Source organism: Mycobacterium sp. IEC1808 (genome assembly GCF_002101935.1).
GTDB lineage: Bacteria > Actinomycetota > Actinomycetes > Mycobacteriales > Mycobacteriaceae > Mycobacterium.
Genome location: NZ_LQPV01000006.1, coordinates 116,742 through 143,023 on the forward strand (window position 1 = coordinate 116,742; position 26,282 = coordinate 143,023).

Here is a 26,282-nt window from a genome sequence, read left to right on the forward strand (position 1 = left end):
ATTCTTTACTCGCAGGTGGTGTCGGCCGCGTTAGTGACCGTCAGGTCGTCGGGCAGCTTGGTCGGGGTGTTGCCGGACCCGCGCTCGATCTGCATGCTGATCGACGAGCCGCTGGGCGCGGGAGTGGCGACGGAGTTGAAGTCCGGCCCCAGCACCACCTGGATGACTTGCCCGTAGCCCGACACCCGCTGGACCTTCGCGTTGGCGAACGACGAGGCGACCGTGGCCGCGGCCTGCTCGTTGCCGGGCGAGAACAACACGGTCGTCGTGTTCACCGAACTGGGATAGTCATCCGGCGTCATCACGTTGAACCCGTTCCGCTTGAGCTGGCTGGTCGCGGTGGCGGCCAACCCGCTCTGCGTGGTGGCGTTCGATACCCGGACCGTGATGTCTTGCGGCGCGGTCGTCGTCACCTGCTGGTGTTGGGCTTCCGGGGCCGCGGTGGGGCTGGGCGCCTTTTTGGTGGTCGGGGCCTTGGTTGAGCCCGAGCCGGACCCCTGCGCGGACGACTTCCCCAAATTCAGCGCGTTCTGGTCGTTTTCCTCGGGGAGCGGGTCGTCGTTGATGATCGCGTCGAAAAGCGCACGCATGTCGGCCATCCGCGGCGGCTCGTCGCCGTTCTGGTCCGTCACGCCGGTGGGCACGGTGACAAACGTCATGTGTCCGGCCGCCATGCCCTGCAATGACTGGCCGAGCTGGACCAGGTCCTTGGTCTTGACGTTGTCCACGTAGGTGTCGTTGATGACCATGTTGACGACGTTGTTGAGCTTGTTGAGGTCAAGCAACGTGTCCTCGGAGATCAGCGAGCGCAACAGCGACGACAGGAACAGCTGTTGGCGCTTGATGCGGCCGTAGTCACCGTTGGTCTCGGTGGTGACCTGGCGGGCCCGCACGTAGTTCAGCGCGGTCGGTCCGTCGAGCACTTGGCGTCCCCCGTGCTCGAGGACTGTGCCCAGTTCGTAGTCGTGAATCGGTGTGCTGCTGCATACTTCGATGCCGCCGAGGGCATCGACCATCTTCGCGAAGCCGGCGAAGTCGACGCCGATGAAGTGGTTGATGCTCAGGCCGGACAGCTTCTGAATCTCCTTGACCAGACACTTCGGGCCGCCGAAGGCGAAGGTGGAGTTCAGCTTGGTCTCGGTGTAGACCATCTTCGGACCCCAGGTCTTGGTCTTCTGGTCGTACAGGGGTCCGTACTTGCCGGTGTCCGGGTTCCACGCCTCGCATTGGATCGGGGTGATCGCGAGGTCGCGGGGGAACGACACCGCCACCACGCGTTTGCGGTTGGCGGGAATGTTGACCAGCATCACGGTGTCCGACCGCGTCCCGCCGGCGTCCTCGGTGTCCCCGGCACCCATGTTGGCGTTCTCCCCAGAGCGGGAGTCCATCCCGACGATCAAGAAGTCCTCGTCGCCGTACTGGCCGCCGGGGTCGCGGATGTCGCTCGAGTTCGGGTCGAGTGCGTTGATGATGTTGAGGCGGTTGTTCTTCGACGCGCTCCACTGCCACGCCCCGCCGGTCAGGACCAGCGCCAGCACGGCCGAGAACGCCGCCATCGAGCGCGCGGCCAGCAATATCGGGCGCCGCCGTCGCTTGGCCTTCGGCTCGAGGTTCTCGGATCCCGCCCCGGGGCCCGGGCCGCCCTCGGCCTCGTCGGGCTCGAACTCGTCGTAATCCGCGTAGTCGGCTGTCCCCAGGTCGGGCAGCTCCGACGGCGGGTCGAGCAGATAGGCCGGGGCGTCGATCACCTGCGTTTCCTGCAGGTCGATCGGCGGGTCGGGCTCGGGCTCGGGAGGCTCGGAGGGCTCGGGGTCGGGCGCGACGCGGTGGCGACTGCGCCGGCTGGTGCTCGGGGCCCCGACCTTGGCGATCAGCTCGGCGACGGTGAGCCCGCCGTCCGTGTGGCACCCGCTTTTCTCGGTCTCGGCGGGCGGCTCGGCGGGGTCGACGGCCTCGACGGGCTCATCCGGGGCCGGCTCGGTCAGCCAGCGGTGGACGCTGTGATCGGACGGTGGTTGCGCGAACCGCTCCCACGGGGCGGCTCCCGGCGTCGGCTGCGGGGTGCGCCGATGGCCACGAGTGGCGTCAGTGCCGCCATCACCCATGTCCTATCGGCCTCCAAAACTCTGATGCAACTCCGATGCGACGCCGGGACTAGCCATCAGCGCCGCGAGCCGCGCCACCCGTGGTCACGCGGTGTTCTCACGCTCCCGCGGCGGCACGCAACCGACCCCCACCGAAGCGCAATGCAGCAAGGTCCACATCGTACTGAGTTATCGGCGCGGACGCGATTTCGAGCGTGTTAACGCTTAGCCACCCGAGTGCATCACGTCCGCCCCCGCGGGCACCGTGCAGTCGTCGGGGTCGGTCAGCCAGCCCTCGGGAAGGGCCACCCGGGCCGGTGAACCCTGCCGGCCACGAGGACCGCACGCGGCGTCCGGAAACGGGACGGTGCGGTCCAACCGGTCGAGCAGAGTGTCGAGCTCATCCAACGTCGTGACCATCGCCAGTGCGCGCCGCAACTCCGATCCGGCGGGAAAGCCGTGCAGGTACCAGGCGACGTGCTTGCGGATGTCGCGCATGCCCTTGTCCTCGCCGAAATGCGTGGCCAGCAGCCGGCCGTGCCGGCGCACAATGTCGGCGACCTCGCCCAGGGTGGGCGGCGTCGGGGCCGGGGTGCCGGTGAACGCGGCCGACAACTCGGCGAAGAGCCAGGGCCGGCCTAGGCAACCGCGACCGATGACCACGCCGTCGCATCCCGTGCTGGCCATCATCGCCAGCGCATCGCTGGCGTCGTAAATGTCGCCGTTGCCGAGCACCGGGATGGTCCGTACCTGCTGCTTGAGAAGGGCGATCTGGTCCCAGTCGGCCGTCCCCGAGTAGCGCTGCGCCGCCGTGCGGGCGTGCAACGCGACCGCGGCCGCGCCCTCGGCCTCGGCGATGCGGCCGGCGTCCAGGTGGGTGTGGTGCTCGTCGTCGATGCCGATGCGGAACTTCACGGTCACCGGAATGCGGGTGCCCTCGGTGGCCCGCACGGCCGCGGCCACGATCTGGCCGAACAGCCGCCGCTTGAACGGCAGCGCGGCCCCGCCGCCCCGCTTGGTGACCTTGGGCACCGGGCAGCCGAAGTTCATGTCGATGTGGTCGGCCAGGCCTTCGTCCGCGATCATCCTGGCGGCTGCGTAGGTGGTCGCGGGGTCGACGGTGTACAGCTGCAGTGAGCGGGGCGACTCGTCGGGCGCGAACGTCGTCATGTGCATCGTGGCCGGATGCCGCTCCACCAGGGCGCGCGCGGTCACCATCTCGCAGACGTACAGCCCGCTGACCGTGCCGACCTTGGATAGCTCCAGCTCACGGCACAGAGTCCGGAACGCGACGTTGGTTACGCCCGCCATCGGGGCCAGCACCACCGGGCTGGCGAGCGTGATCGGACCGATACGCAAGGCGTCTACCGAAGGGTCACCGACGACTCATGGCGAGCTTGCCGGCGGTCTTGTGCAGCTCGTAGGCGGTGGTCTTCTTGCCGGTCCGGGCCTCGCGGTCGAGCTGGCGCTGCTTGGACACCTCGAACTTGTCGCAGGACGCCTCGAGTTCCTTGATTAGCACGCCGAGGTCGTCACGCAATTCGGCCGCCTCGCCGGTGAAGTCCTCGCGCTCGAAGATGCGCCACTTCTTCAGAATCGGCATGACGACGTCGTCGAGGTGGATACGCGGGTCGTACACACCACCCATGGCGATGATCACGGCCTTGCGCCGGAACTCGGGCACCTGGAAGCCGGGCATCTGGAAGTTCCGCAGGATCAGGTGCAGCGCCTTCATCGCCGTGTTGGGGGCGAGCTCGAACGCGGCCTCGCTGACGTCGCGATAGAAGATCATGTGCAGGTTCTCGTCGGCCGAGATCTTGGCCATGAGTTGCTCGGCGACGGGATCGTTGCAGGCCTTGCCGGTGTTGCGGTGCGAAATCCTGGTGGCCAGTTCCTGGAAACTGACGTACAAGACGGAGTGGGTGAGGGTCTCGGCGAAGTACTCGCCCTGGTGGTTCTGGCCCGGGCTGAAGCCCCGGTTGACCACCTCGAGGCGCAGCAACTCCAGCTCGACGGGGTCGACCGCGCGGGTCACCACCAGGTAGTCGCGCAGCGCGATGCCGTGCCGGTTCTCCTCGGCGGTCCACCGGTTGACCCACTGGCCCCAGGCGCCGTCCATACCCATATTCATCGCGATCTCGCGGTGGTATGACGGCAGGTTGTCCTCGGTGACCAGGTTCTGCACCATCGCCACCTGCGCGACGTCGGACAGCTTGCTCTCCTCGGGGTGCCAGTCCTGTCCGCCGAGCGCGTAGTAGTTCTTGCCGTCCGACCACGGGATGTAGTCGTGCGGGTTCCAGGGCTTGTGCACGCTCAGATGCCGGTTCAGGTACTTCTCCACGACCGGTTCGAGTTCATGCAAAAGCTGTAAGTCCGTCAGCTCCGCTGACATGGCCCCTCCAGTTATCTGTGTCTGCGGGTAGCAGTCAATATATCTGTGTCCCCCGGTAGCATCAAGTTCCTCGGCGGCGCGGCACGCCGCAGTTTTCAAAGGGCTAACCGCTTCGGGGTGTGGGCGAAACCGCTACTCGGATTTGTCCTGCTCGGCCGGGGGTACGTAGGGCGCCGCCGCGTTGAAGAGCATGTTGACGCAATAGTCGATGAACTGCTTGCGGGTCGCCGCGAGCTGGCCGTTCAGGTAGGCGGTGAACAGGCTCGTCAGCCCGCCGACCAGGCTGGTGGCGATCATTTTCTGCAGCACCGGATCGCCGATGCGCGACAGCTTGCGCTGCAGCAGGTCGATGAAGTTGGGCATCCACTCGGCACCCGACCGGGTCAATACCGGCTCCACCGCGGGGGCCAGCAGCAGCACCCGTCCCCGCACGGGATCGTCGACCATGAGCTCGACGAATTGTTCGACGGCCTCGCGCGGCGTCTTCGCCGAAACCAGGGTGTCCATCGCCCGCGCGCAGACATCGTCATAGACGGCGCGCACGAATTCGTCGCGGTCGGAGAAGCTTTCGTAGAAGTAGCGTTCGGTCAGCGCGGCTTTCCGGCACACCGCACGGACCGTCAGCGCGGGGCCGCTGTCGCTGCCGAGCAGCTGCACGCCCGCGGTGATGAGATTGTCGCGGCGCAGGGCGAGGCGGCTCTCTAGGGGAACGCCGGTCCAACGACCCCGTCGTTGACCCGTCTGCACATCGCTCCTAAGCTCTAAAGTGACAACGCATGTAGTCAGAATTGCCGATACTTACAGGGATCTAATAGTGACCCAACATACGTCCGCAGCGCGCCCGCTGAACAGCGGCGCCCCCGACGGCGTGGCCGGCGGGTGTCCGGTGTCGCCGCTGGGCTACGCCTCGCCACCCGCCCCGCTCGGCCCCGATTCATTGACCTGGCGGTACTTCGGGGACTGGCGCGGCATGCTGCAGGGCCCCTGGGCAGGATCCATGCAGAACATGCATCCGCAACTCGGTGCGGCGGTCATCGATCACTCGACGTTCTTCCGGGAGCGCTGGCCACGCCTGCTGCGCTCGCTATACCCGATTGGCGGTGTCGTCTTCGATGGCGAGCGCGCCCCGGACACGGGTGCCGAGGTGCGCGACTATCACACCGACATCAAGGGTGTCGACGAACAGGGCCGCCGCTACCACGCGCTGAACCCGGACGTCTTCTACTGGGCGCACGCCACCTTTTTCGTCGGCACAATCCATGTGGCAGAGCGGTTTTGCGGGGGGCTGACCGACGCGCAGCGGCGCCAGCTCTTCGACGAACATGTCGAGTGGTATCGCATGTACGGCATGAGCATGCGGCCGGTTCCGGCGTCCTGGGAAGAATTCCAAGAGTACTGGGACCACATGTGCCGCAACGTGTTAGAGGACAACTACGCGGCCCGCGCCGTCCTCGATCTGACCGAGTTGGCCAAACCGCCTTTCGCCCAGTGGCTTCCGGATCGGTTATGGGTCGCGCAGCGCAAACTGATGGCGCAGTTCTTCGTCTGGCTCACCGTCGGCCTCTACGATCCGCCGGTGCGCGAGCTGATGGGGTATCGGTGGTCGCGCCGCGACGAATGGCTGCACCGCCGATTCGGCGACCTCGTTCGCCTCGTCTTTGCCTGCGTGCCAACGCGATACCGCAAACACCCGCGGGCGCGCGCCGGCTTCGATCGCGCGACCGGCCGAATCCCTTGCGACACACCACTGGTGCAGACGCCGGCGCGCAACCTACCGCCGTTGGACGAGCGCGACAATCCGAAGCATTACTGCCCGAACGTCTCCTAGCCCGCGGCCTTCGGGGCGGGTGGCGTCACTCGTGAGCGTGGCTGTGCGACCCTTCGAGGTCGGACTGGTGCACGTGCTGATGAGTGTGTTCGGTTCCGTCGTCGTGGGTGTGGGCGTGTTCGTGTGTGACATGGTCATGCTCGTGGGTGGTGTGCGCATGTGAGTGAGTGCCGTCGGCATGTCGGTGCTCGTGCGCGTGCGGCGCGTCATGGGTGTGCTGTTCGGTCATCGTTTACCTTCCGAGTGTGAAACGGTTTGTCGTTTAGGGCCGTTCGGCGACGACACGGCCTTCAGCACGCTCTCGCCCCGGTGATGGGGCGGCACGCCCGGACCGGCGTGCTCCGCGTTGCGGACCGCATCGATGACGAGTTGGCGGACGTGGTCGTTCTCCAGGCTGTAGAAGATGGTGGTTCCCTCGCGACGCGTCTGGACCAACCGCGCCATCCGCAGCTTGGCCAGGTGCTGGGAAACCGATGGCGCGGGCTTTCCCACGTGTTCGGCCAGTTCGTTGACCGACATCTCGCGGTTGGTCAGCGACCAAAGCACCTGCACGCGGGTGGCGTCGGCGAGCATCCGAAAAACCTCGACAACCAGGCTGGCTTGGTCATCGGGCAAGCGGCCTTCGCTATTACCTGCATGCATACGCAGATAGTAGCCGCTTCACCCCGGCGGGACGACCGTCGACTGGCGTTGCCCGCCGTTGCGCTCGTTCCAGAACCGGTAAACATCCACCGCGGCTTCTTCGGGTTGGTAGCGCATCGGCAGCCGACGGTGGTCCCAGGCCTTGGCGAATTCGTCGTAGAAGGTGGCGACTTCGAAGTACTTCCGGTCGTCGAGGTAGTACTGCTCGTAGGCCTCGCGCGTGGTGAGGAAGACGACTTCGCGGGGCGAGCAGTATTACAGCGAGCCCAGGCACATCGGGCACGGGTGGGCCAGCACGTAAATGGTGCTTTCGACCAGGTGCTCGGTGCCGAGTCGCATGCACGCCTCCCGGATCGCCAGTATCTCCGCGTGCGCGGTCGGGTCGTGCGTTTGGGCCACCTTGTTGGCGCTCTCGGCGAGGACCTGGCCGTCGTTGACGATCACCGTGGCGAACGGGCGACCGCCCTCGGCGACGTTCTGGCGGGCAAGCTCGATCGTCCGTTGGGCGAAGTCCGTCACAGGTACGCAGGGTAGTCCCGAGCGGGCACGCGATCAGCGCTGTGATAGTAACTAGACTGTCTATATTTTTCGGCTTGGGGACGAGGGAATCTCATGGCGCGCACCGATCGTGATCGTTGGGACTTGGCGACGAGCGTCGGGGCGACGGCGACCATGGTCGCCGCCCAGCGGGCGCTGTCGACCGACGAGAAGTTGATCGACGACCCCTACGCGGCGCCGTTGGTTCGCGCCGTCGGCATCGACGTCTACGTGCGGTTGGTGAACGGCGAGATCCCGGTCGGCGGGGAATCCGAGTTCGACCCGCAGCGCATGGCCCGGGCGATGGCCTGCCGCACCAGGTTCTACGACCGGTTCTTCCTCGACGCCGCGCTAAGCGGCGTCAACCAGGTCGTCATCCTCGCGTCGGGACTTGACGCGCGCGCGTACCGCCTGCCGTGGCCGGCGGGCACCGTCGTCTACGAGGTCGACATGCCGGAGGTGATCGAGTTCAAGACGTCGACGCTGCGCGACCTCGGCGCCGAGCCGACCGCCGAGCGGCGCACCGTCGCCATCGACCTGCGCGACGACTGGGCCGCGGCGCTGCGGGCGGCCGGGTTCGATCCGCAGGCTCCCGCGGCATGGAGCGCCGAAGGCCTACTGGTATATCTGCCCGACGAGGCGCAGGACGCGCTGTTCGACAACATCACCGCGCTGAGCGCCCCCGGCAGCCGCCTGGCTTTCGAATTCGTGCCCGACACAACCATTTTCGCCGACGGGCGGTGGCGCGCACACCACGACCGGATGAGCGAACTCGGGTTTGAGATCGACTTCAACGAGCTCGTCTACCACGGCCACCGCAGCCACATCCTGGACCATCTGAACCAGCGCGGCTGGCGGACGTCATCGCAAACCACGAAGGAGTTGCATGCGGCCAATGGCTTCGTCTATCCCGACGACGAACTCGCCGAGGCCTTCGGCGACGTGACTTACAGCAGCGCGACGCTCAGCGGCTGAGCAGGTCGTCCTTCAGGCGGTTGGTGAGCATCTCCTGGAACACCGTGCGCGCCGGGTCGTACAGGTCCTGGAAGGTGACCAGCACCGTGTTCCGGTCGTATTCGGGGATAGATCCCAGTGGAGTCCAGAAGCTGTCGATGTCCATCAGGAAGAACGGTCCCTGCTGGGCCGGCATGGTCCGGCGCAGGTGATAGCTCGCGTCCAGCGCCTGACCCACGCCCGGGCCGTAGCGCACGATCATCGACTTGCCCGGCTGCGCTTCGCGGTAGACCGCCGCGCCCTGCCATTCGGTCAGGGTCAGGCCGGCGGGCGCGATGCGCTGCGGCCCGAGCAGCGGCTCGGCGATCCAGTTGCTCCATTCGATGCGGCCATCCACACCCTGCGGGACCCGGATCTCGAGAACGTAGCGCAGGCCGAGACGTTCCACCCCGACGATCGGCGAGAACTGCGCGCGGGCGTCGATGACGCGCATCACCAGGTCAAGCAGCGCCTCGAAGTTGCTGTACGCGGTGGTCTCGATCACCACCGCCTGCGCTTTCATCGAGGCGGCGAGGGTGTTGTCGCGGTTGACGTAACGGACGAACCGCTCGGCGGCCGGTTGCGGTTGTCCGCCGGCGCCCATCGCCCAGGCCACGTCCTGCGCCTGGCGTTCGATGGGAAGCAGATCCGCGAGCAGACGCCTGAGTTCCCCACTCGATGACTCCGTGAGGGAATCCGTTGCCGGGTGACGGATTTCCATGGTTACCAGCGCTACTGGCGCGTTTGGGTAGGCCGCATCGACACTCATATCGCCGAGCATAGTCATGCCGTCCGGCGGTCAAACCGGGGCATACCGCGTGTCGGCCGGGGCGGTGAGCCCCGCAGATCGGCCTGGGCGCCGCCGGGCATCTCGCGGGTAATAAGCGCTGGTCAGTGCCCCCACTAGGACTCGAACCTAGGACCTGCGGATTAAAAGTCCGTAGCTCTACCAACTGAGCTATAGGGGCGCGAAGGTTCAGGATACTTCGTCCGGGACGGCGCTCGAACGCCGCTCGTTTGAGGATTGGGCCCGTGGTGACCTAAGCTTGCTTGGCTCCCAACGGTAACTGCGTTGCGAGTGCCCCCGAAGTGATTCGGTTCTGGCCCCCATCGTCTAGTGGCCTAGGACGCCGCCCTTTCACGGCGGTAGCACGGGTTCGAATCCCGTTGGGGGTACGCGACGCGGAGACGCGGAGCAAGAGCGAGGCCCTGTGGCGCAGTTGGTTAGCGCGCCGCCCTGTCACGGCGGAGGTCGCGGGTTCGAGTCCCGTCAGGGTCGCCAACACGGCGAGGCACTCAATGCCTTCCGGCCAGGTAGCTCAGTCGGTACGAGCGTCCGCCTGAAAAGCGGAAGGTCGGCGGTTCGATCCCGCCCCTGGCCACCAGTCTTGAGCTGCACGGACGCGGTGATGGCACTCTATGGATGGTTCGGTGTGTCCGGTTCCTGTCCGTTCGCCCGGTTTTTGGCGACGTCCTGAAGCCGGTCGAGATTCGTGGCTACGTGGTCGAGTTCGTCTGAATAGAGGTCGCTGTAGATGTTCGCGGTGACGGTCGGCGTCGAGTGCCCCATCGTCTTCTGGACGTAGCGGAGGTCGGCGCCGGAGGCCCGGGCCAGGCTGGCGTAGGTGTGGCGCAGGTCGTGAATCGTCAGCGGCACCAGTCCGGTTTTCTTTAGGGCTTCGTTCCAGTCGGTATGCCGGCGCCAGTTGTTTGATCTGAGGAACCCGCCATTTGGCGAGGTGATTGCATGTTCTGTGGGCGCGCGATTATCGATCCTTGGTTTGAGCGCGTCGATGACGATTTGGGGGAGTGGGACGGTTCGGGCGGCGGCGCGAGTTTTTGGCGGCCCGACGATGATCCGGCCTTCCACTTCTGGCGCGGCCTGGCGGACATAGAGCCGACGCGCAGTTAGGTCGATGTCGCCGACCCGCAGGCCGACGAGTTCGGACCAGCGCAGGCCGGTGAAGGCGAGGATGATCACCACGTCGCCGTGGTCGCCGCATGCGGCTGCCAGGGCGGCGACTTCGGTGGCGGTCAGATAGCGGTGGCGTTCTCGGGTGGGTATCCGCCCGGATGACACCCCGTCAGCCGGGTTGCTGTGGATTCGACCGTCCTCGCGCGCCATGTCGAGAATCGACCGCAGCAGCCGCAGCGTGGCGAGTTTGGCCCAGGGACCGACGGTCATGGAATCGATGAATTGCTGTATATCCTTTCGGCTGATTTCATCAACCGGGACGTGGCCGAAACGCGGACTGATGCGTAGTTCCCAATGCTGGGTGTAGCCGCTCCAGGTCTTGGGCGACACTGCGGGGCGTTTCAACGCGCTGTATTGCGTCCAGACAGCGGCGAGTTTGGCCCGGCCAAGTCGGGGGTCGAAGCGTCTGGCGCCGATCGCCGCTTCGCCATCCCGGTCGGCCTTGAATGCCCGCGCCTCTCGCAAGGTGGCGAACGTCGACGACGTCTCAGCCCATCCCGACGGGGAGTCTGAATCACGCACCAGGTAGCGCACTTGATAGCGCGGCAGACCGGCCGAATTGATCCGCTTTCGGATACCGCGCGGGACCGATCCGGCCACTTAGCGACGCACCTTACGAAGCCATGCGCGGACTTCAGCTGCGTCCCAACGTCTTACGCGATCAGATAGCGTGTAGCAGGGCGGTCCCACGTCTGCGCCGTGTTCGCGCAATGCGCCCCATCGACTCACCGTCGCAGCGGACACGCCAAGCAGCTCGGCCACCTGCTCCGCTGTTAGAAGCTCTGGAAAGGTCGCTGTCGCGGTGGCGCTGGTTTTGATGCCGAGGGTTGTCATGCCGATGTCCTCAGTTCTCTGCTGAACCAGCGCGACTTGAGCTTGTAGGCCCGTATTCTTGTGCGACAGAACGGATTAGCGAATCGGGCCAGAAGTCGGCGCGTACTCGCATCGTTGACCCGTCTTCGGCGATGACGTATCCGGTACCAGGCTCATTTGGGTTGATCCGATGCGCGGGGGCGGCGTCGGCGAGGCCGTCACCCAAGACCATGGCGACTTCGTCGCGTGAGCGCAGCCGCAGTGCGACGGTTTGGGTGAACAACCCGCGCATGGGCAGAATCTCCTTGCGAGGGTCCTGCATGAATGCGGCGACCACGATGCCTACAGCCCTACCCTTTGTCAGGATGCGTGAGAGTGAGCCCGCAACTTGCTTCCTCAGTGCCGCGTCCGTCATGTATGCGGTCAAGCCCGCGAATTCATCGATGAGCAGCACGACGAGCGGTTCGGCGGTGCTCGGTGTGTGCGAACGCGCTCGGCCGGCCATCCTGCGACCGCGGCTGTCTAGTAGCTCCTCCAAGTTGGTCAGCAGTCTCGCGGCGTTGGCCTCGGTCGTCGCAATGCCGCTGAATAGTGCAGACCCGACTGACACTTCGATCCCGTACTTGAGATCCACGGCGAACAGCCGCACGGTTCCCGCCTTGATGGCTGGGCCTAATCCGCCTGCAATGCCCCAAAAAACGGAGCCCTTGCCCGCACCCGAGCACCCAACAGTGAGGGTGTGCAGGCCGGCGACGCGCAGAGTCCATGCCGACCCATTCTCACGCCGGCCGACCTCGACGCCCGTCGGCTCGACGCTGGTTGGGAATGCAGCGGTCTCTGCCTCTGAAAGGCATTGTTTCATAACGAATTCCACGCGAACCGTGCCGGGGCCGATCAGTGTCGAGCGGGCGGAATGCGCCCCGACAGCGTCACGAATTGCGGGGACCGCGTTTTCGAGGTCGTCCACCGTCTGGCCGGTCCGTGTTCGGACTGTCATCCGTAGGCAGTCGCCGAACATGCTCACCCCGAGAAGGCGAGGATGAGTCCAAACTGTCCTCGTCCTGCTCTTGCCCTGTGCGTCCGTGCGTGTGACGTGCTCGGGAGTCGACAACCCGCAGGCCTTGGCAACCCGTGGCCAGGAGATCGATGCCCAGATCAGCCATCGGGCCCGACATGCTGGTGTTGCAACATAACGCCCAAATGTGGCGGGGGAACGCACTCTCCAAACGACGAGCGAAACGGCGACCACGCCGATCACCGCAATGAGCCACATGGCGCCGACCGCCAGCAGGTGCGTGAGGTCAAAGAAGTCGATGCCGGCGTCGGGATCTGGAATCGAATACGGATCGCTAGGTACTACGGGGTCGTACGGACTCATGCTGACACCCGGTCTCCCGCTGAGGACCCCGCCTTGCCGGTGTCCGCAGTCATACCCGAGGCCCGAAACGACCACGCGATGCGGCCGGATTCGCTCGAACGGTCTACGTACGGCAATATGTATAGTTCCTCGAAAATCACTGGTGTGAAGGGCATTCCGGCAGTGTTCGGTGGGCACACAGGCTGCTTGGGCGTTGCGAACTTGACGGTGAGAGTGCGCGCTCGCTTACTAGCTGTCGGGTCGCCGTCGAGGACTTCGACCTGCCACAACGGAGCGCCTGATTCTCGATCAGTCGCCTGGACCTTGTTGTCCTTCGTCGACCGCTCGTAATCGATCACCGCCGTCACGTCGGACACCACAAACGCTTTGCGTGGGAAAACCTGCTGGTGTGACACCTTGAGCCATTTCGGCACAGACATTTGTCGACCTTTCATGAGAACTGCTCTAGACAAGTTGAGGTTACATAGTCGTCTAGAGGAGTGCAACGGTCGACGCCCAGTTGATCGAAGACTTTGGGCTCAGCGGGCCGGGAACTCGTATTCGAGCAGGTAGGCGGAAGCAACTTTCACCGTGTCGCAGACCTCAACCGCCACGTCATTCGCGTCATATGCGGTTCGCAGCACTGTCAATACGGGAACGCCTGGTTCGAGTTCCAGTTGCCGCCGTTCTTCGGGAGTGGGCATTCGGGCTGCGACCTCCTCGGTGAAGTGACCGAGTACGTGGCCATTCTCTTCCAGTCGGGCGTAGATGCCCCCGGGCCCAGTGTCCACCTGCTCGATCCTCGTGCCTTCGGCGAAAGCAGCCGGGATGAAGGAGACCGCCGTTTCAACCGGTCGGCCATTCGCCAGGTAGCGGCGCGATCGCACGACGATGTCATCGTCCGGTGATAATCGAAGTCGTTCCGCTACAAACGAATTCGGCTTCTCGCGGCTCACCGCAATATTGTCGACTTGCGGCGAGTAACCCGATTTCTCGGCCTCGACGGTAAACGCCGCCTTGCCTGCCGCGCGATGCTGTCGCGCGAATCGATCCGACGCGAGCCGGCGGATGGGGGGCGTCGGGCGAATAAACACCCCGCGGCCATGCTGCGAGACGACCAGTCCCTCGGAACGAAGCTCCTGCACAGCTTGTCTTACCGTCATGCGTGCCACACCGAAATGCTCGATAAGTTCCGTCTCAGACGGCAGTCGTTCCCCGGGAGCTAGCCGGTTGGAACGGATCGCTTCTCGCAACATGCCCGCGATCTGCCGATATGGCGGCTTGTCATCGGCTCTGTCGATTTGTCCAAGTTGCAGCACCCGCTGGCCTTCCATCACATGTCTAGACGACTAGTCTAGGAAGCCAGTCAACCCGTGTCTCTTCTGCCGGCATCGAACAAGGAGGACCCCAGAAATGGCAACCTCGCCTAAGCACTCGGTCAGTGTCGCCGGCATCGTAGTGCGTGACGATGATCGCGTTCTCGTGATCAGGCGGGACGACAACGGCCACTGGGAAGCCCCTGGTGGTGTACTCGAACTAGGCGAATCTTTTGAGGACGGTGTTCGGCGCGAAGTCCTTGAGGAAACCGGATTGACGGTGAAGGTAGAACGTCTCACCGGCGTTTACAAGAACCTGACCCATGGGATTGTCGCTCTGGTCTACCGCTGCCATCCGGCCGATGGGGACACTCACCCCACTGCGGAAGCCCGCGAGGTTCGTTGGATGACAAGGGAGGAAGTTCAGTCAGCGATGAATCCTGCATTCGCGGTGCGTGTACTGGACGCGTTCGACGAAGAAACTCATTCGCGGGTCCATGACGGCGTCAACCTCGTGTCGGGCTGCTAGGGGTCCACTACACGCTGTCCGGATGTAATCCGAACAGTGCTTGATAGAACACTGCTCGCTTTGGGGGCGCTGGCTCGACCTCGCCCGGACGAGCCTGCACGCATCCCAGGAACGCACTAGACGACGGCGCATTCGCCGGTTTGTTCCGGACGATAAGTTTCGTGAACGCTTCGATGTACTCGAGCGCCGCTCGGATGAGGGTGAAACCGGTTGTCGCAAGGTCGGCCACCATTGACGAACCGGTAAAGGGCGAAACAGGTTCGGTCTGCCACACTCCCAGCGCGTCGTAGTGGTGCTGAGTCATCTCATTGTCGGCACCGAGGGCTAACTCGGGAATCACACTGAGATTCAGCGCCACGTTCATCGTGTTGCCGTAGCTGCGGCCAGGGTGGGTGTCGACGGCAAGAACGCCATCGTGGATGTGATTCCTCAACTGCTTGCAGAGCCACGCATACACCCGCAGGCGCGTCACGTCACCCAAAAGTGACTGGTCGTACTGCGTTCGCACTTCCTTGTCGATGAAGGTCCGCGAGTCGAGTGATCCCCGAGCCTTTTTCCGATCAACTGACGGGTCGACCATCGCTTGGTAAGCACGCCCGAAAATATCGAAAACTGCTGCAAGATAGAGTAATTCACGGTCAAAAGCTTCAGCGGTAGCCTCGGCAACATCTTCGTTCCGCTTCCCGTCCAGCGGGTTCGACAGCGCGGCCAGCAGATCGTCGAACGCGCGCGCTGCACGTCTCAGGCGGATGCGAACCGACGTGAATGCCTCTGCGGCCTCAGGTCCACCTTTAGCGGCAGCCGCAAACATTGAAGCGGCATCGAAGTATGGCAATCCGCTGACCGTGCCCCAGTCGTAAAGATTGACGATGGTCGCAGTCGACTCCGTCGTCTCCCAGCTTCCGCCACCCACCAACATGCCGCGCTCGACCGTCACAACCGGATTGCTAGTCACCCGCAAGTAGTGACCGATGAGTGGTACAGCCGCGTCGGGTGTCACGCTGACGACCACATCGTTGTCGGCGACATCTGTTCGTCCCGCAGTGGGGGCGGTGGTGACGATGGCATCGATGCCAACAGCCCCGGCGGCGGCAGCATAGGCAGCTGCACGATGTCGCTGATCGAGCGTCAACGGGGGGAGGCCGTCCGGCGCATCGTGCTCATCGAGCTGCTGGTACGCGGCGAAGAACCGAGCCTTGGACCAGGCACGGTAGCTCTCGCCACGAGCGGTGCTGACGGAGAACTCGGCCGCGTCGCAGAACTTGCCTGCGTCAGCTACGTTCGTGAAATTGACGGTGTGGCAAGGCGGTTCATCGAGCAACTCGGTCCACCCGCTCGGAGCTTCCGTTGCCGCCGGGATCAATAGGTGCACCTCGATCTCGTCGCGCGTCAGGAACCCGGTGATGTAGCCCTCCTCCGGCGGCTCCGCGATGGTCCCGACATCAATGCCCAGCCGCACCGGGCGCGTTGCCGGCCTCAATGGGTACAGAGGCTCCAACTTCGAGTCTCTCGTCGGCGGCCGAACGTAGCGCATGAAGCGCCAGTTGGGCCGGCCGGATGGGATGGTGATCGCCATATTGGGATGGTCGCACTTGGGGATGACAACTCAGATCGGTCCGTAGTGTTCGCATTCCGACGACTGCATGCATACGGCAGGTCAACCGACCGCAGCCACACCAGAGCCGCACGGCAGGGGAGGCGCGCGAGCGCATTGATCGAGGTTTGCAGCGCATTCTTGATGCATGGAACGCCCGCGATAGCGCATAGGAATACTAATAGTATCGTTGCGCTACTATCGGTAGCATAGATGGGACTCACCGACGCGTCGAAGGGGGCGGTTATGCACACGCAATGGATTGAGCAATGCACCGTTCAGCGAGTCTCGCTGCACGAAGGGCTCATACTCGACCTCGACGGTTACAACGAATTGGTGATTTCCCGACCGCTGCGACTGACCCTCCCGCCGGCAGGAGCCTGGCCGTCGGATGAAGTGTTGATCGACCCCATCAACCTTTCGCCCGAGGAGCGGCCACTGTTGGACCTTGCCGGAGCGATCTGCACGCGCGCCTGGTGCGACGACGACGGGGCCTTACATCTCTGTTTCTCCCCCGGCCACCGCATCGACGTCGACCCGGATGTAGCGGCGACCTCGTGGGAACTCTATGGCAAGTGTCACGGATACGTGGCGTGTCTGCCGCGAGGTCGCGTCCGAGCGATTCGGCACGACCTTCCTGTCGACGAGAATGACTCAGACGCAACACAACCCAAAGCCATGGCACATCAGTAGCCCGGGTGGCTGAAGACTCGCTGGATGCTTATGTCAGGGTCCTCATGGCGCGGTCGAGGAAGTCGGTAACCGCGGCGGTGAACGCGTCGTTGTTGTCGCCGGCAACCATGTGACCGGTGCCGGTGACGTCCGTCGTTTCGGCGTGCCTGACGAGCTGGCGGAATTCGCTGACGGTTTCCTGGGAGACTACGTCTGAAAGTGCCCCGCGTACCAACAGCGTTGGGGCCGTGATTCGACGTGCTCCTTCGGCGAGGAATCCGCTGATGGCGTCGAACTCCTCGCTGCCCGTCATGAGATTGCCTTGGAGGACATCGAAGTTGGAGCTGATGAAGGCCGGGTCCCAGCGCCAGATCCATCGGCCATCGCTACGTTGGCGCAGAACCTTGTGCAGGCCGTCGAGATTTTCGGGTCGCGCGCGGCGTGGGTTGTATTCGGCGATGACATCGGCGGCATCATTGAGCGTGCCGAATCCGTCGGGGTGTCCGGCCATGAATGACAGGATGCGACGGGCCCCATGAAATTCCATTCGCGGGGTGATGTCGACCAGGACAACGGCTGCCCAGAGGTCGGGTGGGGCCAGCAGATGGGTAGCGAGGATGATCAGCCCACCCAGCGACGCGCCGACGACGGCGGGGGGACTGTCGGCGCTGACGTGTCCTCGTACCGAGATCAGATCGGACACAAACCGTTCGATGTCATATTGTCCGCTCGGGTCCCAGTCGCTGTCGCCGTGACCTCGTGTGTCGTAGGCGACGACGGTGTAGCCGTGGGAATAGAGTCGACGGGCGGTGGTGGCCCACGCGTGACGGTTCTGGCCGCCGCCATGGAGCAGCAACACGACGGGGTGAGTCGCGGCGTGCCGGTAGCAATCGGCCACGAGAGTGATCCCGTCGCTGGTGCGGATGCGCTCTCGGCCAATTGTCATGTGGTCCGGTGTGGTCGGCCGTTGTGAGTCGAGGATTTCCGTTGCGGCCACCAGCTGGCCTCGCGCAGGAGCGTAGCGATCGCGGGCACCGTGAGGGTGCGAACGACGAAGGTGTCGAGTAGTAGGCCGCAGCCGACGATGAATCCGACTTGGATCATGATTCCGACAGAGCCGACCATCAGGCCGAACATACTCGCGGCGAAGATGAGCCCGGCTGAGGTGATGACTGAACCGGTGTTTGCGACCGTGCGTAGCACGCCGACGCGAATGTTGTGAGCGGATTCTTCGCGTAACCGCGAGATCAGCAGCATGTTGTAGTCGGCGCCGACGGCGACCAGGATGATGAACGCCACAAGCGGTACGGGCCAGGCGATTTCCTTACCCAGGCCGTATTGGAAGACGAGCGTCCCAATGCCCAGTGCCGCGCCATAGTTGAGTACGACCGTACCGAGGAGGTAGAGCGGGGCCAGCAAGGCACGCAGGAGAAGGACAAGGATCACTCCGACGATGACGAGCGTGGCGATCGCCAGCAGATGAAAGTCGGCCGACAGCAGGCGCTGAATATCGGAGTTGACGGCGGGGAAACCGGCCATCGATATCGTGGCGTTGGCCAGGGAGGTGTTCGGGCGTGCGGCCCCGGCAACTTCGGTGATTTTCTGAGCGAGATCCATCGCTTGGCTGCTGTAGGGGTTGTAGCTCGATTCGATCGCGAAGCGGGCGGTCTTGCCATCGGCCGACATAAAATGTTTTGCCACATCGGCGAACTGGCGATTCTCGAAGGTGTTGGCGGGCAGGTAAAAGCCGCTGGCGTTGTCCGAACCGGCGCTGGACCGCGCGGAATTTTGTAATTGGGTGGCGACCTGACTCATGCCGGACAACATTTCGATGTTGCTGTCGGCAAGGGTGTGCACGCCGGTGGCCAGGGCTTGTGCACCCGACGCGAGCTGGCTGATGCCGTTTTGGAGGCGGCGGATATTGCCGGCCATGTCGGCGGGATCGCCGAGTGCTCCGAAAGCCTTGTTCAGCGAGGTGACCGTGCTCTGCAGATCTGCTACGGTGCCCGCCGCATTGTCGCTGCCCGGCTGGTACATGTCGCCCAGGTTGGCGAGCTGGCTGAAAAAGCCGCCATCGCGCAAGGTCACCAGAATCTGCACCTGATCGCGGATCTGGGCACACTCGGGTGTGGTGGCACACCACGGGGAGGTGTTGAGCGCACCAACCAGCGGATCGATCGTGGCGATCGCGTTTTGGGCTTGTTGAGCTTCTTGACGCAGTCCCGGCCCGGTTCGGATCGCTTGATCGATGGTTGGTGTGGTAGCCGAAAGTTGCTGCAGCAGAGGGCGAAAGTGTTGAAATTGCGATCCGCTGGACTGGGCTTGGGTAAGGACCGCGGTCAGCGGTGTCAATGCCGTGCGCAGGGTGGTGTCAAGTTGCGCCAGGCCGCCGGCGAGTTGGTCGGCGCCACTGGTGAGTTTGGCCAGGTCGTCCTTATGGGCGTCTCCCTTGGCGACCGCGCCGGCCATCTTGTTGCCGATCTGGCCGTTTTGCCACGAGAGCTGTGCCTGATCGAGGCGTGCACCGGTGGGCCGAGTGACACCGGAAACCTTGGTGACGCCCGGCAATTGCGACACTCGAGACGCCATTTCATCTAGGTCGGCTAGGCCTTTACTGGTGCGCATATCTGTGGGTGATTCGACGACCATGAACTGTGTGATGACGATATCTTTGCGGAAATGCCTATCCAGCAAGCGATAGCCCTCATTGCTGGTGGTCGTCGCCGGCTGTCCTTGCCGATCGTCGTAGCTGATGTGCATAGTCAGCGCGACAGCCGCGAGGCCTAATACAAGTGCCAGGCTGGCGGCCAGCAGTGGGGCGGGTCGGCGGACCACGGCCACGGCGATCCAGTTCCAGTATCGGCGCGTGCGGTCAGCTTTGGGTTCGCCAATGCCATGTTTCGCGGCAAGCGCCAATACCGGAGGAAACAACGTTACTGTAGCTGCGACTCCGACAAAGACAGCGATCGCGCACGCCGGGCCTAATGCGCTAAATACGCTCAGCTTCGCAAAGACCAAGGATAGAAACGCAAACGCCACAGTCGCGGCGGAAGCCATGATCACCCGCCCGATGGTGGCGGTTGCGTTAATCACAGCCAGGTCAGCCGAAATCATCTGGCGGCGCTGCTCGTGATACCGGCTGATCAGAAACACGGAATAATCGGTGCCGGCACCCAACAAGATGGCAGTCATGAACGCAATCGTGAATTGCGACACCGGCATTCCTGATTCGCCCAGCGCCGAGAGCACCCCGCGCCCGACCGCCAGGCTCACACCGATCACGAGCAATGGCAGCAACGCGGTAACTAGTGACCGATAGATGACCAGCAAAATCACCGCGATCAGACCGGCTGTCACGATGGAGATGCCAATCAAATCCTGCTCAGCCGAATCGATTAGATCGCTGAATGTCGCGGGAGGTCCGGTTACACGAACGATCGTGGACGTACCGCTAAACGACTCGGCGACAATAGCGCGCACCGCCCGAACGGATTCCGCCGCTCTAGGATCGCCGAGCGTGCCAGCTACCCCGACCGGCACATACCACGCCTTGCCATCCTGGCTCATCGCCTGACCCGCAGTAACGGGGTCGGCTAACAGATCCTGAACCAGTCGCACGTGCTGGGAGTCGGCACGCAACCGCGAAACCATCGTTTTGTAGCGCTGACGCACCGGCGCAGTCAGGCCCGTCGGGTCCTCGAATGCAACAAAGACGGTGGTCTTGGACCCCTGCTCGCCGAATGCCGTGCCCATCCGGTCAACCGTCTGCAGCGATGGAGCATCAGGGGGGACCAGATTCACCGACTGCTGTTTCACAACGGTTTCCAGCTGGGGGAACAGCATCGCCAGGACGCCGGCGGTCACCACCCACGCCCCGATGACCAGCACCTTATGTCGGATGCTGAACCCCGCCAGGCGAGCTAGTCGATCACTGTATGCGCCCTCGCCCGCCGCGACCTTGCGAAGTTGCTCCCGAACTGGGCGACTCAGCGTCGCCACCCCCGAGGAAACCCACCCGTTGTCCGCCATCCCCCACCTCCGTTATCCCAAAAGAAACTAACGGTGTCGGAACAGTACCGCTAGTACCCTTTCGCTTCGTCGCCGAAACCGCGACAGGCGTGCACCCGTCGACCGCTACCGCACTACTCACCTGGATTGGCCCGAGAGCACCCCGCAGGCGACGGACCAGCATTTCGCGCCTGGCGCGACGTGCCCCTCGGCGCGCAGGTTGATTGACCGTGACGACGCACCGTCGCCGAAATTCTGAAAGGTTCATGAACGCCGCAGACGAAAAGCCAGCCGGGAAGTTAGCCTGGTGGGATCGTCGTGCACGTGGTTGTACATTTCCCGGTTCATCAAATTGTCGTCCAGGTATGAGCAGTAGCGAGGCGGGTAATGCCGAGGACGAACGCGGTCTTGGTCCGGCGGCGTTCGGTGGATGTCACTGGTAATGGTGCGGCCGCTGAGCCTGAAACCGCGAGCCGCACTCATCCACACTTGGGTCCTGGTTAGCGCAAGCAGCGCATTCATCGCAGAACGCCATCCTCGGCGTGTGCGAGTCCCTGCCGCACAAGTTGGGAGGGTTCGTGGGATGGCCTCATGAACCGACATGCCAGCCGTGCATTGGTGGCCTTTTGGACCACGGGTTGTTCGAGCCGTTGCCTGATCACGAATCCCCCTACTACGCACAAACCCCTACGAATAACTGTACTATTGGTAGCGCTATGCTACCAACAGTAGCGTTAGTTGGGTAGTGGCTGGATCAATCGCCAATGCAGATGCGATTCGGTGCGGGCCAGGTATGCGTAGGGTTTACGGTGACCATATGGAGCGCGACGGTTTTGACATGCCGGTCGACGACGATGTCGATCCGCGCCTGGTGCGCTCCCGGACCCGGCTATTAGATGCAGCCACCAAACTCCTCAGCGCCGGCGGGATTGAAGCCGTCACCATAGACGCGGTCACCAAGGCCTCTAAAGTTGCGCGCACGACCCTCTATCGCCACTTCAGCAGCTCCACTCAACTACTGGCCGCCACATTTGAACGGCTGCTGCCGCAGGTTCACCTTCCGCCGGCGACGGGATCGTTGCGCGACCAACTCATCGAACTGTTGAGCCGACAGGCCACGCTGTTCCAGGAGGCGCCGCTGCACGTCACCACACTGGCTTGGGTCGCGCTTGGCCCAACATCAAACAGCACTCAGGAGACCTACGATCGGCACGCGCTGCGGACCCGGATCATCGAGCAGTATCGCCAGCCGTTCGATCTACTTTTGCAAAGCCCCGAAGCCTGCGCCGACCTCGATGAATTCGACCCCGAGCTGATCCTGTGCCAACTCGTGGGGCCGGTCGCCTTCGCGCGCCTCACCGGGCTGCGTGCCATCGATCGTCAAGACTGTGAGCGCATCGTCGATGACTTCCTCGCCGCGCACCGCCGCAAGGTCGACGAGCCCGCATCGTAGTGATCCCGCTCCGCGGGAATGGCGCCGCCCCAGCCGCTCTGCCTGACGCGCAGTTCGGCTAATTTGCCGACCACGAGATAGGCAAAGACATATAGCCCCGGATGAGGCCCGACCGCAGGCGCTGCGCGTTCTCTAGGTCGACTTCCCAGTTGGGCACTCGGGCCAGCAGGGCGCGCAACGCTATCCGGGCCTCCATCCGCGCTAATGACGCACCGAGACAGAAGTGGATACCTCGGCCGAACGCCACTTGATGTTCGGGTTTGCGCCCGATATCGAACACGTCGGGATCAGCAAACACTCGTTCGTCACGGTTAGCCGAGCCGAACAACAGCAGCACTGAATCACCGACGGACATCGTGACGCCATGCAGCGTGACGTCGCGGGTCAGAGTTCGTGAAAGTCCTTGCACCGGTGAGTCATACCGGAGGAGCTCCTCAACTGCGGGACCAAGCAAGTTGTCATCGGCGACTAGTCGTCGGCGAATGTCGGGATCGCTCGCAAGCACTACTGCGGCGTTGCTGAGCAGGTTCGAGGTGGTCTCATGGCCTGCGATGAGCAGCAACAGGCAAAAGCCAAGGAGGTCCTCGTCAGTAAGACGCTTTCCGTCGATCTCGGCGGACACCAAGGCCGACATCAAGTCGCCGCGCGGTTCGCGTCGACGCTCGGCGAGGAAGTCGGTGAAGTAGGCATAGACGGCCGCAGCCGCGGCCAGCCCCTCGCCCATCTCACCGCGCGCCGGATTGGACTGGACCATCGTGGTTGACCACTGCCGAAACTGTGCGCGGTCCTCGCGAGGAATGCCGAGCAAATCAGCGATCACCATGGCCGGCAGGACGGCGGCAAAGTCGGCGGCAAAGTCAACCGACCCTGCGCCCCGGTCAAGGCAATCTGATAAATCCTCCGCCAGGTCCTCAATCCCACTACTTAACGCCGCGATGCGCCGCGGGGTGAACGCCTTGCTTACCAACGCGCGCAGCTGATCGTGTCGCGGGGGATCCATCAAAATCATCATGGGCAAGAACGATGCGTGGAAATCTGAGCCCGGTGGAGTTGGAAATATGCCGTCCACGGATGAGTAGGTGTGATGGTCAAGCAGCGCGCTGACGACATCTTCGTGGCGACTGAAAACCCACGTGTTGGAATCGGCTGCGCGATACAGCGGGGCTTTGTCGCGCAGCTGCCGGTAGATGGGGTAGAGATCGTCCTGAATCGTCGCATCGAACGGGTCGTAGCGAAGTTGCACCGTCGTCATCTGAGCTCCTACCGCTGTGAATCTAATTATACGGCTGTCTAATCCAGTAGTTTAGACTGTAAGTCCAACCGAGAGGAGCGTCAATGCGCGAGGTTCCGCGAAAAATTGCCGACCGCCTGCCGCCGGCGGCGGCACTTTTCGCAGACCGCGGGCTCAACGACACCAAGATCGAAGACGTCGCCGCCACCACCGGCATCGCCAAGGCCACCCTTTACTACTACTTCGCCGGCAAAGAGGAAATACTCGCCTTCCTCCTCGAAGACGTCCTACAGCAAGTCGCGCACGAGGTCGCCGCAGTCGTGGAGGCAGAAGGCTCCGCCGCTCAGCGCCTGCACGCAGTCATCAGTGCCCAGCTGCGCGTGATGGCACAGAGACCCGCCGTCTGCCGCGCTCTCATCGGGGAACTGGGCCGCGCCGCCCGCATGCCCGTCATCGCCGACATGATCAGCGCCGCATACTTCGCACCCGTCGAGACGTTACTTCGCGCTGGCGCCGGCGACGGCTCACTCGTGACCCTCGACAACCCAGCAGTTGCCGCGATCGCGCTATTCGGTGCCGTCACGACCAGCGCACTGACCTACCTAGTGCTTGACGATGCGCTCGACGAAGATCGAATTGCCAGAACAATTCACGACCTCGTTTTTGTCGGTTTACGACCGCGCTAGCCGTCCCCCGCACCGCGTGGACGGTAGTGCGCAGCTGAGCATGGCCCGCGACTCGGACTATCCGGAGCATCCAGGCGACGCGGGGTCGTCGGAGTGAGCTACAGACAGCGCGTGACGCAGCGGATGAAGTACGGCTGGCCCACCCGTATGCACCGCCAGCCGCAGCTGCTCAATGACTGTGTGCACCTGACGTCGCTCTTCAGTGTCGGAAAGTCCGAATTCATAAAGCTCCCAACGATATTTATGATCCTCCAGCCGCAGGAGTAGCTCGTTGATCACGTTGTCCAGGTCCATCTGCTCAGCGGCCAATTCCTGATGATTCCTCGGCCGCTCACCATCCGGCAGGCGCGGCGACAGTTCGATGGTCACGTGCTAAGCGTATGTAGCCGGTTGCTGCAATGCGACGGTCAGAGGTGAATTGCGTTAGATCACTTACGGCCCGCGAGTTGTTCGTCGCGCACCGCCTTCGCCCGATCCGCCGATAACGCTGCCGCGAGCTGGGATGCGAACGCTGGTCCGTCGTTCACAAGGGCGTAGCCACCCGCGAAGCCGCCTTGGCGGCAGAGAAGTCGCCTCCGACAGACGTTGCGGTGGCGTACTTTGCCAGTCTTGGAGTTTGTTCGTTGAACTGCGACGCGGGTCATTCGCGGAACGAGTGCGGTGGGGAAGCAGTGGGTGCAATCGCTATGAATGGCCTGTGAGCGAGACCACCGACGGATGATCCTTCGGGCCGTCAGGTATGCGTCCTGGGCGATCTCAACGACTGCGGTTGCTCGTTCCAACCCGTGGACCCCCCAAAAGCGACCCGGTCCGCGGCCCGGCCGCCGCCAGGCCTCCGGAACGATGTGCTGGTATTCCTTGTCGCCCAATCTATTCGGTGATGAGTGCTTCGTGAAGTAGATCGCCAAGCGTTTGGGGTCGCAAGCACGCAATCCGTTGAGGCTGTCGATAGCCGTACCGGCGCGCAAGTGGCGTGTGCGTTGTTCAGGGTCGGGATGGGCGACGACTTCCGCCCATTCCTGCGACAACCATTCGCTGAACCTACGGCCTGATCGACCGACGGTATACGGGGGAGCCATCCATAGGTGAATGTGTGGTGCGCCGCGGCGTTGAAATTCCATCTTCCAGATGTAGCGCGCTGGTTCACCCCATTCGCGCTGAAATCGTTTGCGCCACAGCATCATATGTCGCTTTACGCTGGCTCCATCGGGTGCGACCGATTCCCAGTCGCCGGGGTAGGTCAGCGTGACCATCGCGGGTACCCGTCCGCTTTCCACCATCGGCGTGTAGTCCAGCTCGGCGAAGGTGCGGCACATCGCCGCACGCGACTTGCGGGACCATTCGGTGATCGCACGGCCCGACGGGTCAGGCACATCACGACCGGCCTTTATGCGGTCTACCTCGCCCGCTACGTCCTGCATGTGCTGGCCCACGGTCCGCTCAGATGCCTTCTCCGCGCGAACGGGATTGGTCCAGCCGAGACGGACGACGCCCGGGCCGATCGTGATCCGGAATCGCCCGCACTCAGGTTCGACATCCAGCCGGTCCCGTCCATGCGCCCATGGTTCGGCCGGTTCGAACAGCGCCGCTGCCGAGGCCACCATGTTGGGCCTCGGGAACCGCAGCCCCAAGGCATCCGAGGCCGACAGTTCCGCATCAACAATGCCGTCGACGGTGTCGCGGACACTTTTGGCGCATATAACAAGCCCGTTGGTCCCAGCCGGAACACGGTCTACGCCGCTCCCGCCGTCCGACCGACCGCTACCGCTCTCGCGCCCTGCGGCCTTGCCGGCCTCGGGCACTCGCGGTCTACCGGCGTCCGCCGCTCCGTCCGTGTTCCGGCTGGCCGTTCGGGTTGTGTCCGGCCGAAGGGTGAGTCGCTCCGCAATCGAGCTCGTTGAATGCGCGCTCGACCTCGTGATGCCGGGCATCGGGTACCTGCTCCCCGGGAGCCCCCAGCGCGCATCACTGAGTGACGGGCGATGAAGGGTCCCTTGTCGGGAGTGCTGTCACCGTGTCCGGTCTGTGTCCGATCGCCGGACGAGCAGCCTGCGTCAGACGCGCTCAGCGCGGCGTATTTGACGTATGGGAGTCATTAAACCGCAGGCCAGCGGCCGTTCCATCCACCTGAAAAGCGGAAGGTCGGCGGTTCGATCCCGCCCCTGGCCACCA

At 63.6% G+C, this 26,282-nt stretch carries 24 protein-coding genes, 5 tRNA genes and 1 pseudogene; 10 read left to right on the forward strand and 20 right to left on the reverse strand.

Annotation, left to right across the window (positions count from 1 at the left end):
* Positions 1 to 5 precede the first annotated feature (5 nt).
* The 4 genes from AWB92_RS04010 to AWB92_RS04025 all read right to left on the reverse strand — a co-directional run bounded on the left by AWB92_RS04010 (position 6) and on the right by AWB92_RS04025 (position 5,223).
* Positions 6 to 2,105, reverse strand: a complete 2,100-nt coding sequence (locus AWB92_RS04010; RefSeq protein ID WP_085184174.1) for an LCP family protein — start codon at positions 2,103 to 2,105, stop codon at positions 6 to 8.
* Between the two features lie 204 nt (positions 2,106 to 2,309).
* Positions 2,310 to 3,443: a tRNA dihydrouridine synthase DusB gene (dusB, locus tag AWB92_RS04015; RefSeq protein WP_085184175.1), complete on the reverse strand. Its 1,134-nt coding sequence runs from the start codon at positions 3,441 to 3,443 to the stop codon at positions 2,310 to 2,312.
* Positions 3,444 to 3,459: 16 nt separating this feature from the next.
* Positions 3,460 to 4,476 carry an acyl-ACP desaturase gene (locus AWB92_RS04020; protein WP_068111083.1) on the reverse strand — a complete coding sequence of 339 codons (1,017 nt, stop codon included), beginning with the start codon at positions 4,474 to 4,476 and terminating at the stop codon, positions 3,460 to 3,462.
* Between the two features lie 132 nt (positions 4,477 to 4,608).
* Complete coding sequence (locus AWB92_RS04025) at positions 4,609 to 5,223, reverse strand: TetR/AcrR family transcriptional regulator (RefSeq protein WP_085184176.1); 615 nt, start codon at positions 5,221 to 5,223, stop codon at positions 4,609 to 4,611.
* Between the two features lie 67 nt (positions 5,224 to 5,290).
* Here AWB92_RS04025 and AWB92_RS04030 point away from each other — a divergent pair, with 67 nt between their 5' ends.
* Positions 5,291 to 6,304: an oxygenase MpaB family protein gene (locus AWB92_RS04030; RefSeq protein ID WP_085184177.1), complete on the forward strand. Its 1,014-nt coding sequence runs from the start codon at positions 5,291 to 5,293 to the stop codon at positions 6,302 to 6,304.
* A gap of 25 nt (positions 6,305 to 6,329) precedes the next feature.
* Here the strand turns inward: AWB92_RS04030 and AWB92_RS30320 are convergent, their stop codons facing one another.
* The 3 genes and pseudogenes from AWB92_RS30320 to AWB92_RS04045 all read right to left on the reverse strand — a co-directional run bounded on the left by AWB92_RS30320 (position 6,330) and on the right by AWB92_RS04045 (position 7,465).
* Positions 6,330 to 6,533, reverse strand: a complete 204-nt coding sequence (locus AWB92_RS30320; protein ID WP_085184178.1) for a zinc transporter Slc39a7 — start codon at positions 6,531 to 6,533, stop codon at positions 6,330 to 6,332.
* The gene (locus AWB92_RS04040) at positions 6,530 to 6,946 is read right to left on the reverse strand and encodes a metalloregulator ArsR/SmtB family transcription factor (protein ID WP_085184179.1); all 417 of its coding nucleotides are present in this window, start codon (positions 6,944 to 6,946) and stop codon (positions 6,530 to 6,532) included. Before AWB92_RS04040 ends, AWB92_RS30320 begins: the two co-directional genes overlap by 4 nt.
* Positions 6,947 to 6,964: 18 nt before the next feature.
* Positions 6,965 to 7,465, reverse strand: a pseudogene (locus AWB92_RS04045) (nucleoside deaminase).
* A gap of 93 nt (positions 7,466 to 7,558) precedes the next feature.
* Here AWB92_RS04045 and AWB92_RS04050 point away from each other — a divergent pair.
* The gene (locus AWB92_RS04050) at positions 7,559 to 8,458 is read left to right on the forward strand and encodes a class I SAM-dependent methyltransferase (RefSeq protein WP_085184180.1); all 900 of its coding nucleotides are present in this window, start codon (positions 7,559 to 7,561) and stop codon (positions 8,456 to 8,458) included.
* Here AWB92_RS04050 and AWB92_RS04055 read toward each other — a convergent pair.
* Together AWB92_RS04055 and AWB92_RS04060 are read right to left on the reverse strand one after the other, a co-directional pair.
* On the reverse strand, positions 8,448 to 9,257 hold the full coding sequence (locus AWB92_RS04055; protein ID WP_068179196.1) for a TIGR04255 family protein: 810 nt from the start codon (positions 9,255 to 9,257) through the stop codon (positions 8,448 to 8,450). The genes AWB92_RS04050 and AWB92_RS04055 overlap by 11 nt on opposite strands.
* Positions 9,258 to 9,371: 114 nt before the next feature.
* Positions 9,372 to 9,444, reverse strand: a tRNA-Lys gene (locus AWB92_RS04060).
* A gap of 135 nt (positions 9,445 to 9,579) precedes the next feature.
* Here AWB92_RS04060 and AWB92_RS04065 point away from each other — a divergent pair.
* From AWB92_RS04065 to AWB92_RS04075, 3 genes are all read left to right on the forward strand, one after another.
* Positions 9,580 to 9,652: transfer RNA gene (locus AWB92_RS04065), tRNA-Glu, on the forward strand.
* Positions 9,653 to 9,681: 29 nt separating this feature from the next.
* Positions 9,682 to 9,758, forward strand: a tRNA-Asp gene (locus AWB92_RS04070).
* Positions 9,759 to 9,784: 26 nt separating this feature from the next.
* Positions 9,785 to 9,861, forward strand: a tRNA-Phe gene (locus tag AWB92_RS04075).
* Between the two features lie 32 nt (positions 9,862 to 9,893).
* Here AWB92_RS04075 and AWB92_RS04080 read toward each other — a convergent pair.
* From AWB92_RS04080 to AWB92_RS04100, 5 genes are all read right to left on the reverse strand, one after another.
* Complete coding sequence (locus tag AWB92_RS04080) at positions 9,894 to 11,051, reverse strand: site-specific integrase (protein ID WP_008263933.1); 1,158 nt, start codon at positions 11,049 to 11,051, stop codon at positions 9,894 to 9,896.
* The gene (locus tag AWB92_RS30325) at positions 11,052 to 11,285 is read right to left on the reverse strand and encodes a helix-turn-helix domain-containing protein (protein WP_008263943.1); all 234 of its coding nucleotides are present in this window, start codon (positions 11,283 to 11,285) and stop codon (positions 11,052 to 11,054) included.
* 10 nt (positions 11,286 to 11,295) lie between these two features.
* Positions 11,296 to 12,642: a hypothetical protein gene (locus tag AWB92_RS04090; RefSeq protein WP_020821580.1), complete on the reverse strand. Its 1,347-nt coding sequence runs from the start codon at positions 12,640 to 12,642 to the stop codon at positions 11,296 to 11,298.
* Entirely contained in the window at positions 12,639 to 13,061 is a 423-nt protein-coding gene (locus AWB92_RS04095) for a hypothetical protein (protein ID WP_008263947.1), read from the reverse strand. Before AWB92_RS04095 ends, AWB92_RS04090 begins: the two co-directional genes overlap by 4 nt.
* 99 nt (positions 13,062 to 13,160) lie before the next feature.
* Complete coding sequence (locus AWB92_RS04100) at positions 13,161 to 13,955, reverse strand: GntR family transcriptional regulator (protein WP_020821582.1); 795 nt, start codon at positions 13,953 to 13,955, stop codon at positions 13,161 to 13,163.
* A gap of 79 nt (positions 13,956 to 14,034) precedes the next feature.
* Here AWB92_RS04100 and AWB92_RS04105 point away from each other — a divergent pair, with 79 nt between their 5' ends.
* Positions 14,035 to 14,466: an NUDIX hydrolase gene (locus AWB92_RS04105; RefSeq protein ID WP_008263949.1), complete on the forward strand. Its 432-nt coding sequence runs from the start codon at positions 14,035 to 14,037 to the stop codon at positions 14,464 to 14,466.
* A gap of 7 nt (positions 14,467 to 14,473) precedes the next feature.
* Here the strand turns inward: AWB92_RS04105 and AWB92_RS04110 are convergent, their stop codons facing one another.
* Positions 14,474 to 16,042 carry a hypothetical protein gene (locus AWB92_RS04110; protein WP_224097130.1) on the reverse strand — a complete coding sequence of 523 codons (1,569 nt, stop codon included), beginning with the start codon at positions 16,040 to 16,042 and terminating at the stop codon, positions 14,474 to 14,476.
* Between the two features lie 264 nt (positions 16,043 to 16,306).
* Here AWB92_RS04110 and AWB92_RS04115 point away from each other — a divergent pair, with 264 nt between their 5' ends.
* Entirely contained in the window at positions 16,307 to 16,753 is a 447-nt protein-coding gene (locus AWB92_RS04115) for a DUF6188 family protein (protein WP_014710938.1), read from the forward strand.
* Between the two features lie 28 nt (positions 16,754 to 16,781).
* Here the strand turns inward: AWB92_RS04115 and AWB92_RS04120 are convergent, their stop codons facing one another.
* Positions 16,782 to 17,678, reverse strand: a complete 897-nt coding sequence (locus tag AWB92_RS04120) for an alpha/beta hydrolase (protein WP_014710939.1) — start codon at positions 17,676 to 17,678, stop codon at positions 16,782 to 16,784.
* Entirely contained in the window at positions 17,675 to 20,761 is a 3,087-nt protein-coding gene (locus AWB92_RS04125; protein ID WP_024636820.1) for an MMPL family transporter, read from the reverse strand. Before AWB92_RS04125 ends, AWB92_RS04120 begins: the two co-directional genes overlap by 4 nt.
* A 796-nt stretch (positions 20,762 to 21,557) precedes the next feature.
* Between AWB92_RS04125 and AWB92_RS04130 the strand changes: the two genes are divergently transcribed.
* Entirely contained in the window at positions 21,558 to 22,193 is a 636-nt protein-coding gene (locus tag AWB92_RS04130; protein ID WP_014710941.1) for a TetR/AcrR family transcriptional regulator, read from the forward strand.
* Positions 22,194 to 22,251: 58 nt separating this feature from the next.
* Here AWB92_RS04130 and AWB92_RS04135 read toward each other — a convergent pair whose 3' ends face one another.
* A complete protein-coding gene (locus tag AWB92_RS04135; RefSeq protein ID WP_014710942.1) occupies positions 22,252 to 23,445 on the reverse strand; it encodes a cytochrome P450 in 1,194 nt (397 codons plus the stop codon).
* Between the two features lie 83 nt (positions 23,446 to 23,528).
* Between AWB92_RS04135 and AWB92_RS04140 the strand changes: the two genes are divergently transcribed.
* Complete coding sequence (locus AWB92_RS04140; protein ID WP_014710943.1) at positions 23,529 to 24,110, forward strand: TetR/AcrR family transcriptional regulator; 582 nt, start codon at positions 23,529 to 23,531, stop codon at positions 24,108 to 24,110.
* Between the two features lie 57 nt (positions 24,111 to 24,167).
* Here AWB92_RS04140 and AWB92_RS29265 read toward each other — a convergent pair whose 3' ends face one another.
* Together AWB92_RS29265 and AWB92_RS04145 are read right to left on the reverse strand one after the other, a co-directional pair.
* Positions 24,168 to 24,479: a hypothetical protein gene (locus tag AWB92_RS29265; protein WP_131806047.1), complete on the reverse strand. Its 312-nt coding sequence runs from the start codon at positions 24,477 to 24,479 to the stop codon at positions 24,168 to 24,170.
* Between the two features lie 59 nt (positions 24,480 to 24,538).
* Positions 24,539 to 25,912, reverse strand: coding sequence for a hypothetical protein (locus tag AWB92_RS04145; RefSeq protein ID WP_224097131.1), 1,374 nt, complete (start codon positions 25,910 to 25,912; stop codon positions 24,539 to 24,541).
* A 302-nt stretch (positions 25,913 to 26,214) separates the two neighbouring features.
* Here AWB92_RS04145 and AWB92_RS04150 point away from each other — a divergent pair.
* Positions 26,215 to 26,282, forward strand: a tRNA-Phe gene (locus tag AWB92_RS04150).

Bases quoted from the DNA above. Each gene is read 5' to 3' on its own strand.
- AWB92_RS04105 (WP_008263949.1), top strand. From the start codon at position 14,035: ATGGCAACCTCGCCTAAGCACTCGGTCAGTGTCGCCGGCATCGTAGTG.
- AWB92_RS04090 (WP_020821580.1), bottom strand. From the start codon at position 12,642: ATGAGTCCGTACGACCCCGTAGTACCTAGCGATCCGTATTCGATTCCA.
- AWB92_RS04135 (WP_014710942.1), bottom strand. From the start codon at position 23,445: ATGACGACGGTGCAACTTCGCTACGACCCGTTCGATGCGACGATTCAG.
- AWB92_RS04140 (WP_014710943.1), top strand. From the start codon at position 23,529: ATGCGCGAGGTTCCGCGAAAAATTGCCGACCGCCTGCCGCCGGCGGCG.
- AWB92_RS04040 (WP_085184179.1), bottom strand. From the start codon at position 6,946: ATGCATGCAGGTAATAGCGAAGGCCGCTTGCCCGATGACCAAGCCAGC.
- AWB92_RS04120 (WP_014710939.1), bottom strand. From the start codon at position 17,678: ATGACAATTGGCCGAGAGCGCATCCGCACCAGCGACGGGATCACTCTC.
- AWB92_RS30325 (WP_008263943.1), bottom strand. From the start codon at position 11,285: ATGACAACCCTCGGCATCAAAACCAGCGCCACCGCGACAGCGACCTTT.
- AWB92_RS04100 (WP_020821582.1), bottom strand. From the start codon at position 13,955: ATGGAAGGCCAGCGGGTGCTGCAACTTGGACAAATCGACAGAGCCGAT.
- AWB92_RS04010 (WP_085184174.1), bottom strand. From the start codon at position 2,105: ATGGGTGATGGCGGCACTGACGCCACTCGTGGCCATCGGCGCACCCCG.
- AWB92_RS04110 (WP_224097130.1), bottom strand. From the start codon at position 16,042: ATGGCGATCACCATCCCATCCGGCCGGCCCAACTGGCGCTTCATGCGC.
- AWB92_RS30320 (WP_085184178.1), bottom strand. From the start codon at position 6,533: ATGACCGAACAGCACACCCATGACGCGCCGCACGCGCACGAGCACCGA.
- AWB92_RS04050 (WP_085184180.1), top strand. From the start codon at position 7,559: ATGGCGCGCACCGATCGTGATCGTTGGGACTTGGCGACGAGCGTCGGG.
- AWB92_RS04020 (WP_068111083.1), bottom strand. From the start codon at position 4,476: ATGTCAGCGGAGCTGACGGACTTACAGCTTTTGCATGAACTCGAACCG.
- AWB92_RS04095 (WP_008263947.1), bottom strand. From the start codon at position 13,061: ATGTCTGTGCCGAAATGGCTCAAGGTGTCACACCAGCAGGTTTTCCCA.
- AWB92_RS04115 (WP_014710938.1), top strand. From the start codon at position 16,307: ATGCACACGCAATGGATTGAGCAATGCACCGTTCAGCGAGTCTCGCTG.
- AWB92_RS04055 (WP_068179196.1), bottom strand. From the start codon at position 9,257: ATGCTCGGCGATATGAGTGTCGATGCGGCCTACCCAAACGCGCCAGTA.
- AWB92_RS04130 (WP_014710941.1), top strand. From the start codon at position 21,558: ATGGAGCGCGACGGTTTTGACATGCCGGTCGACGACGATGTCGATCCG.
- AWB92_RS04125 (WP_024636820.1), bottom strand. From the start codon at position 20,761: ATGGCGGACAACGGGTGGGTTTCCTCGGGGGTGGCGACGCTGAGTCGC.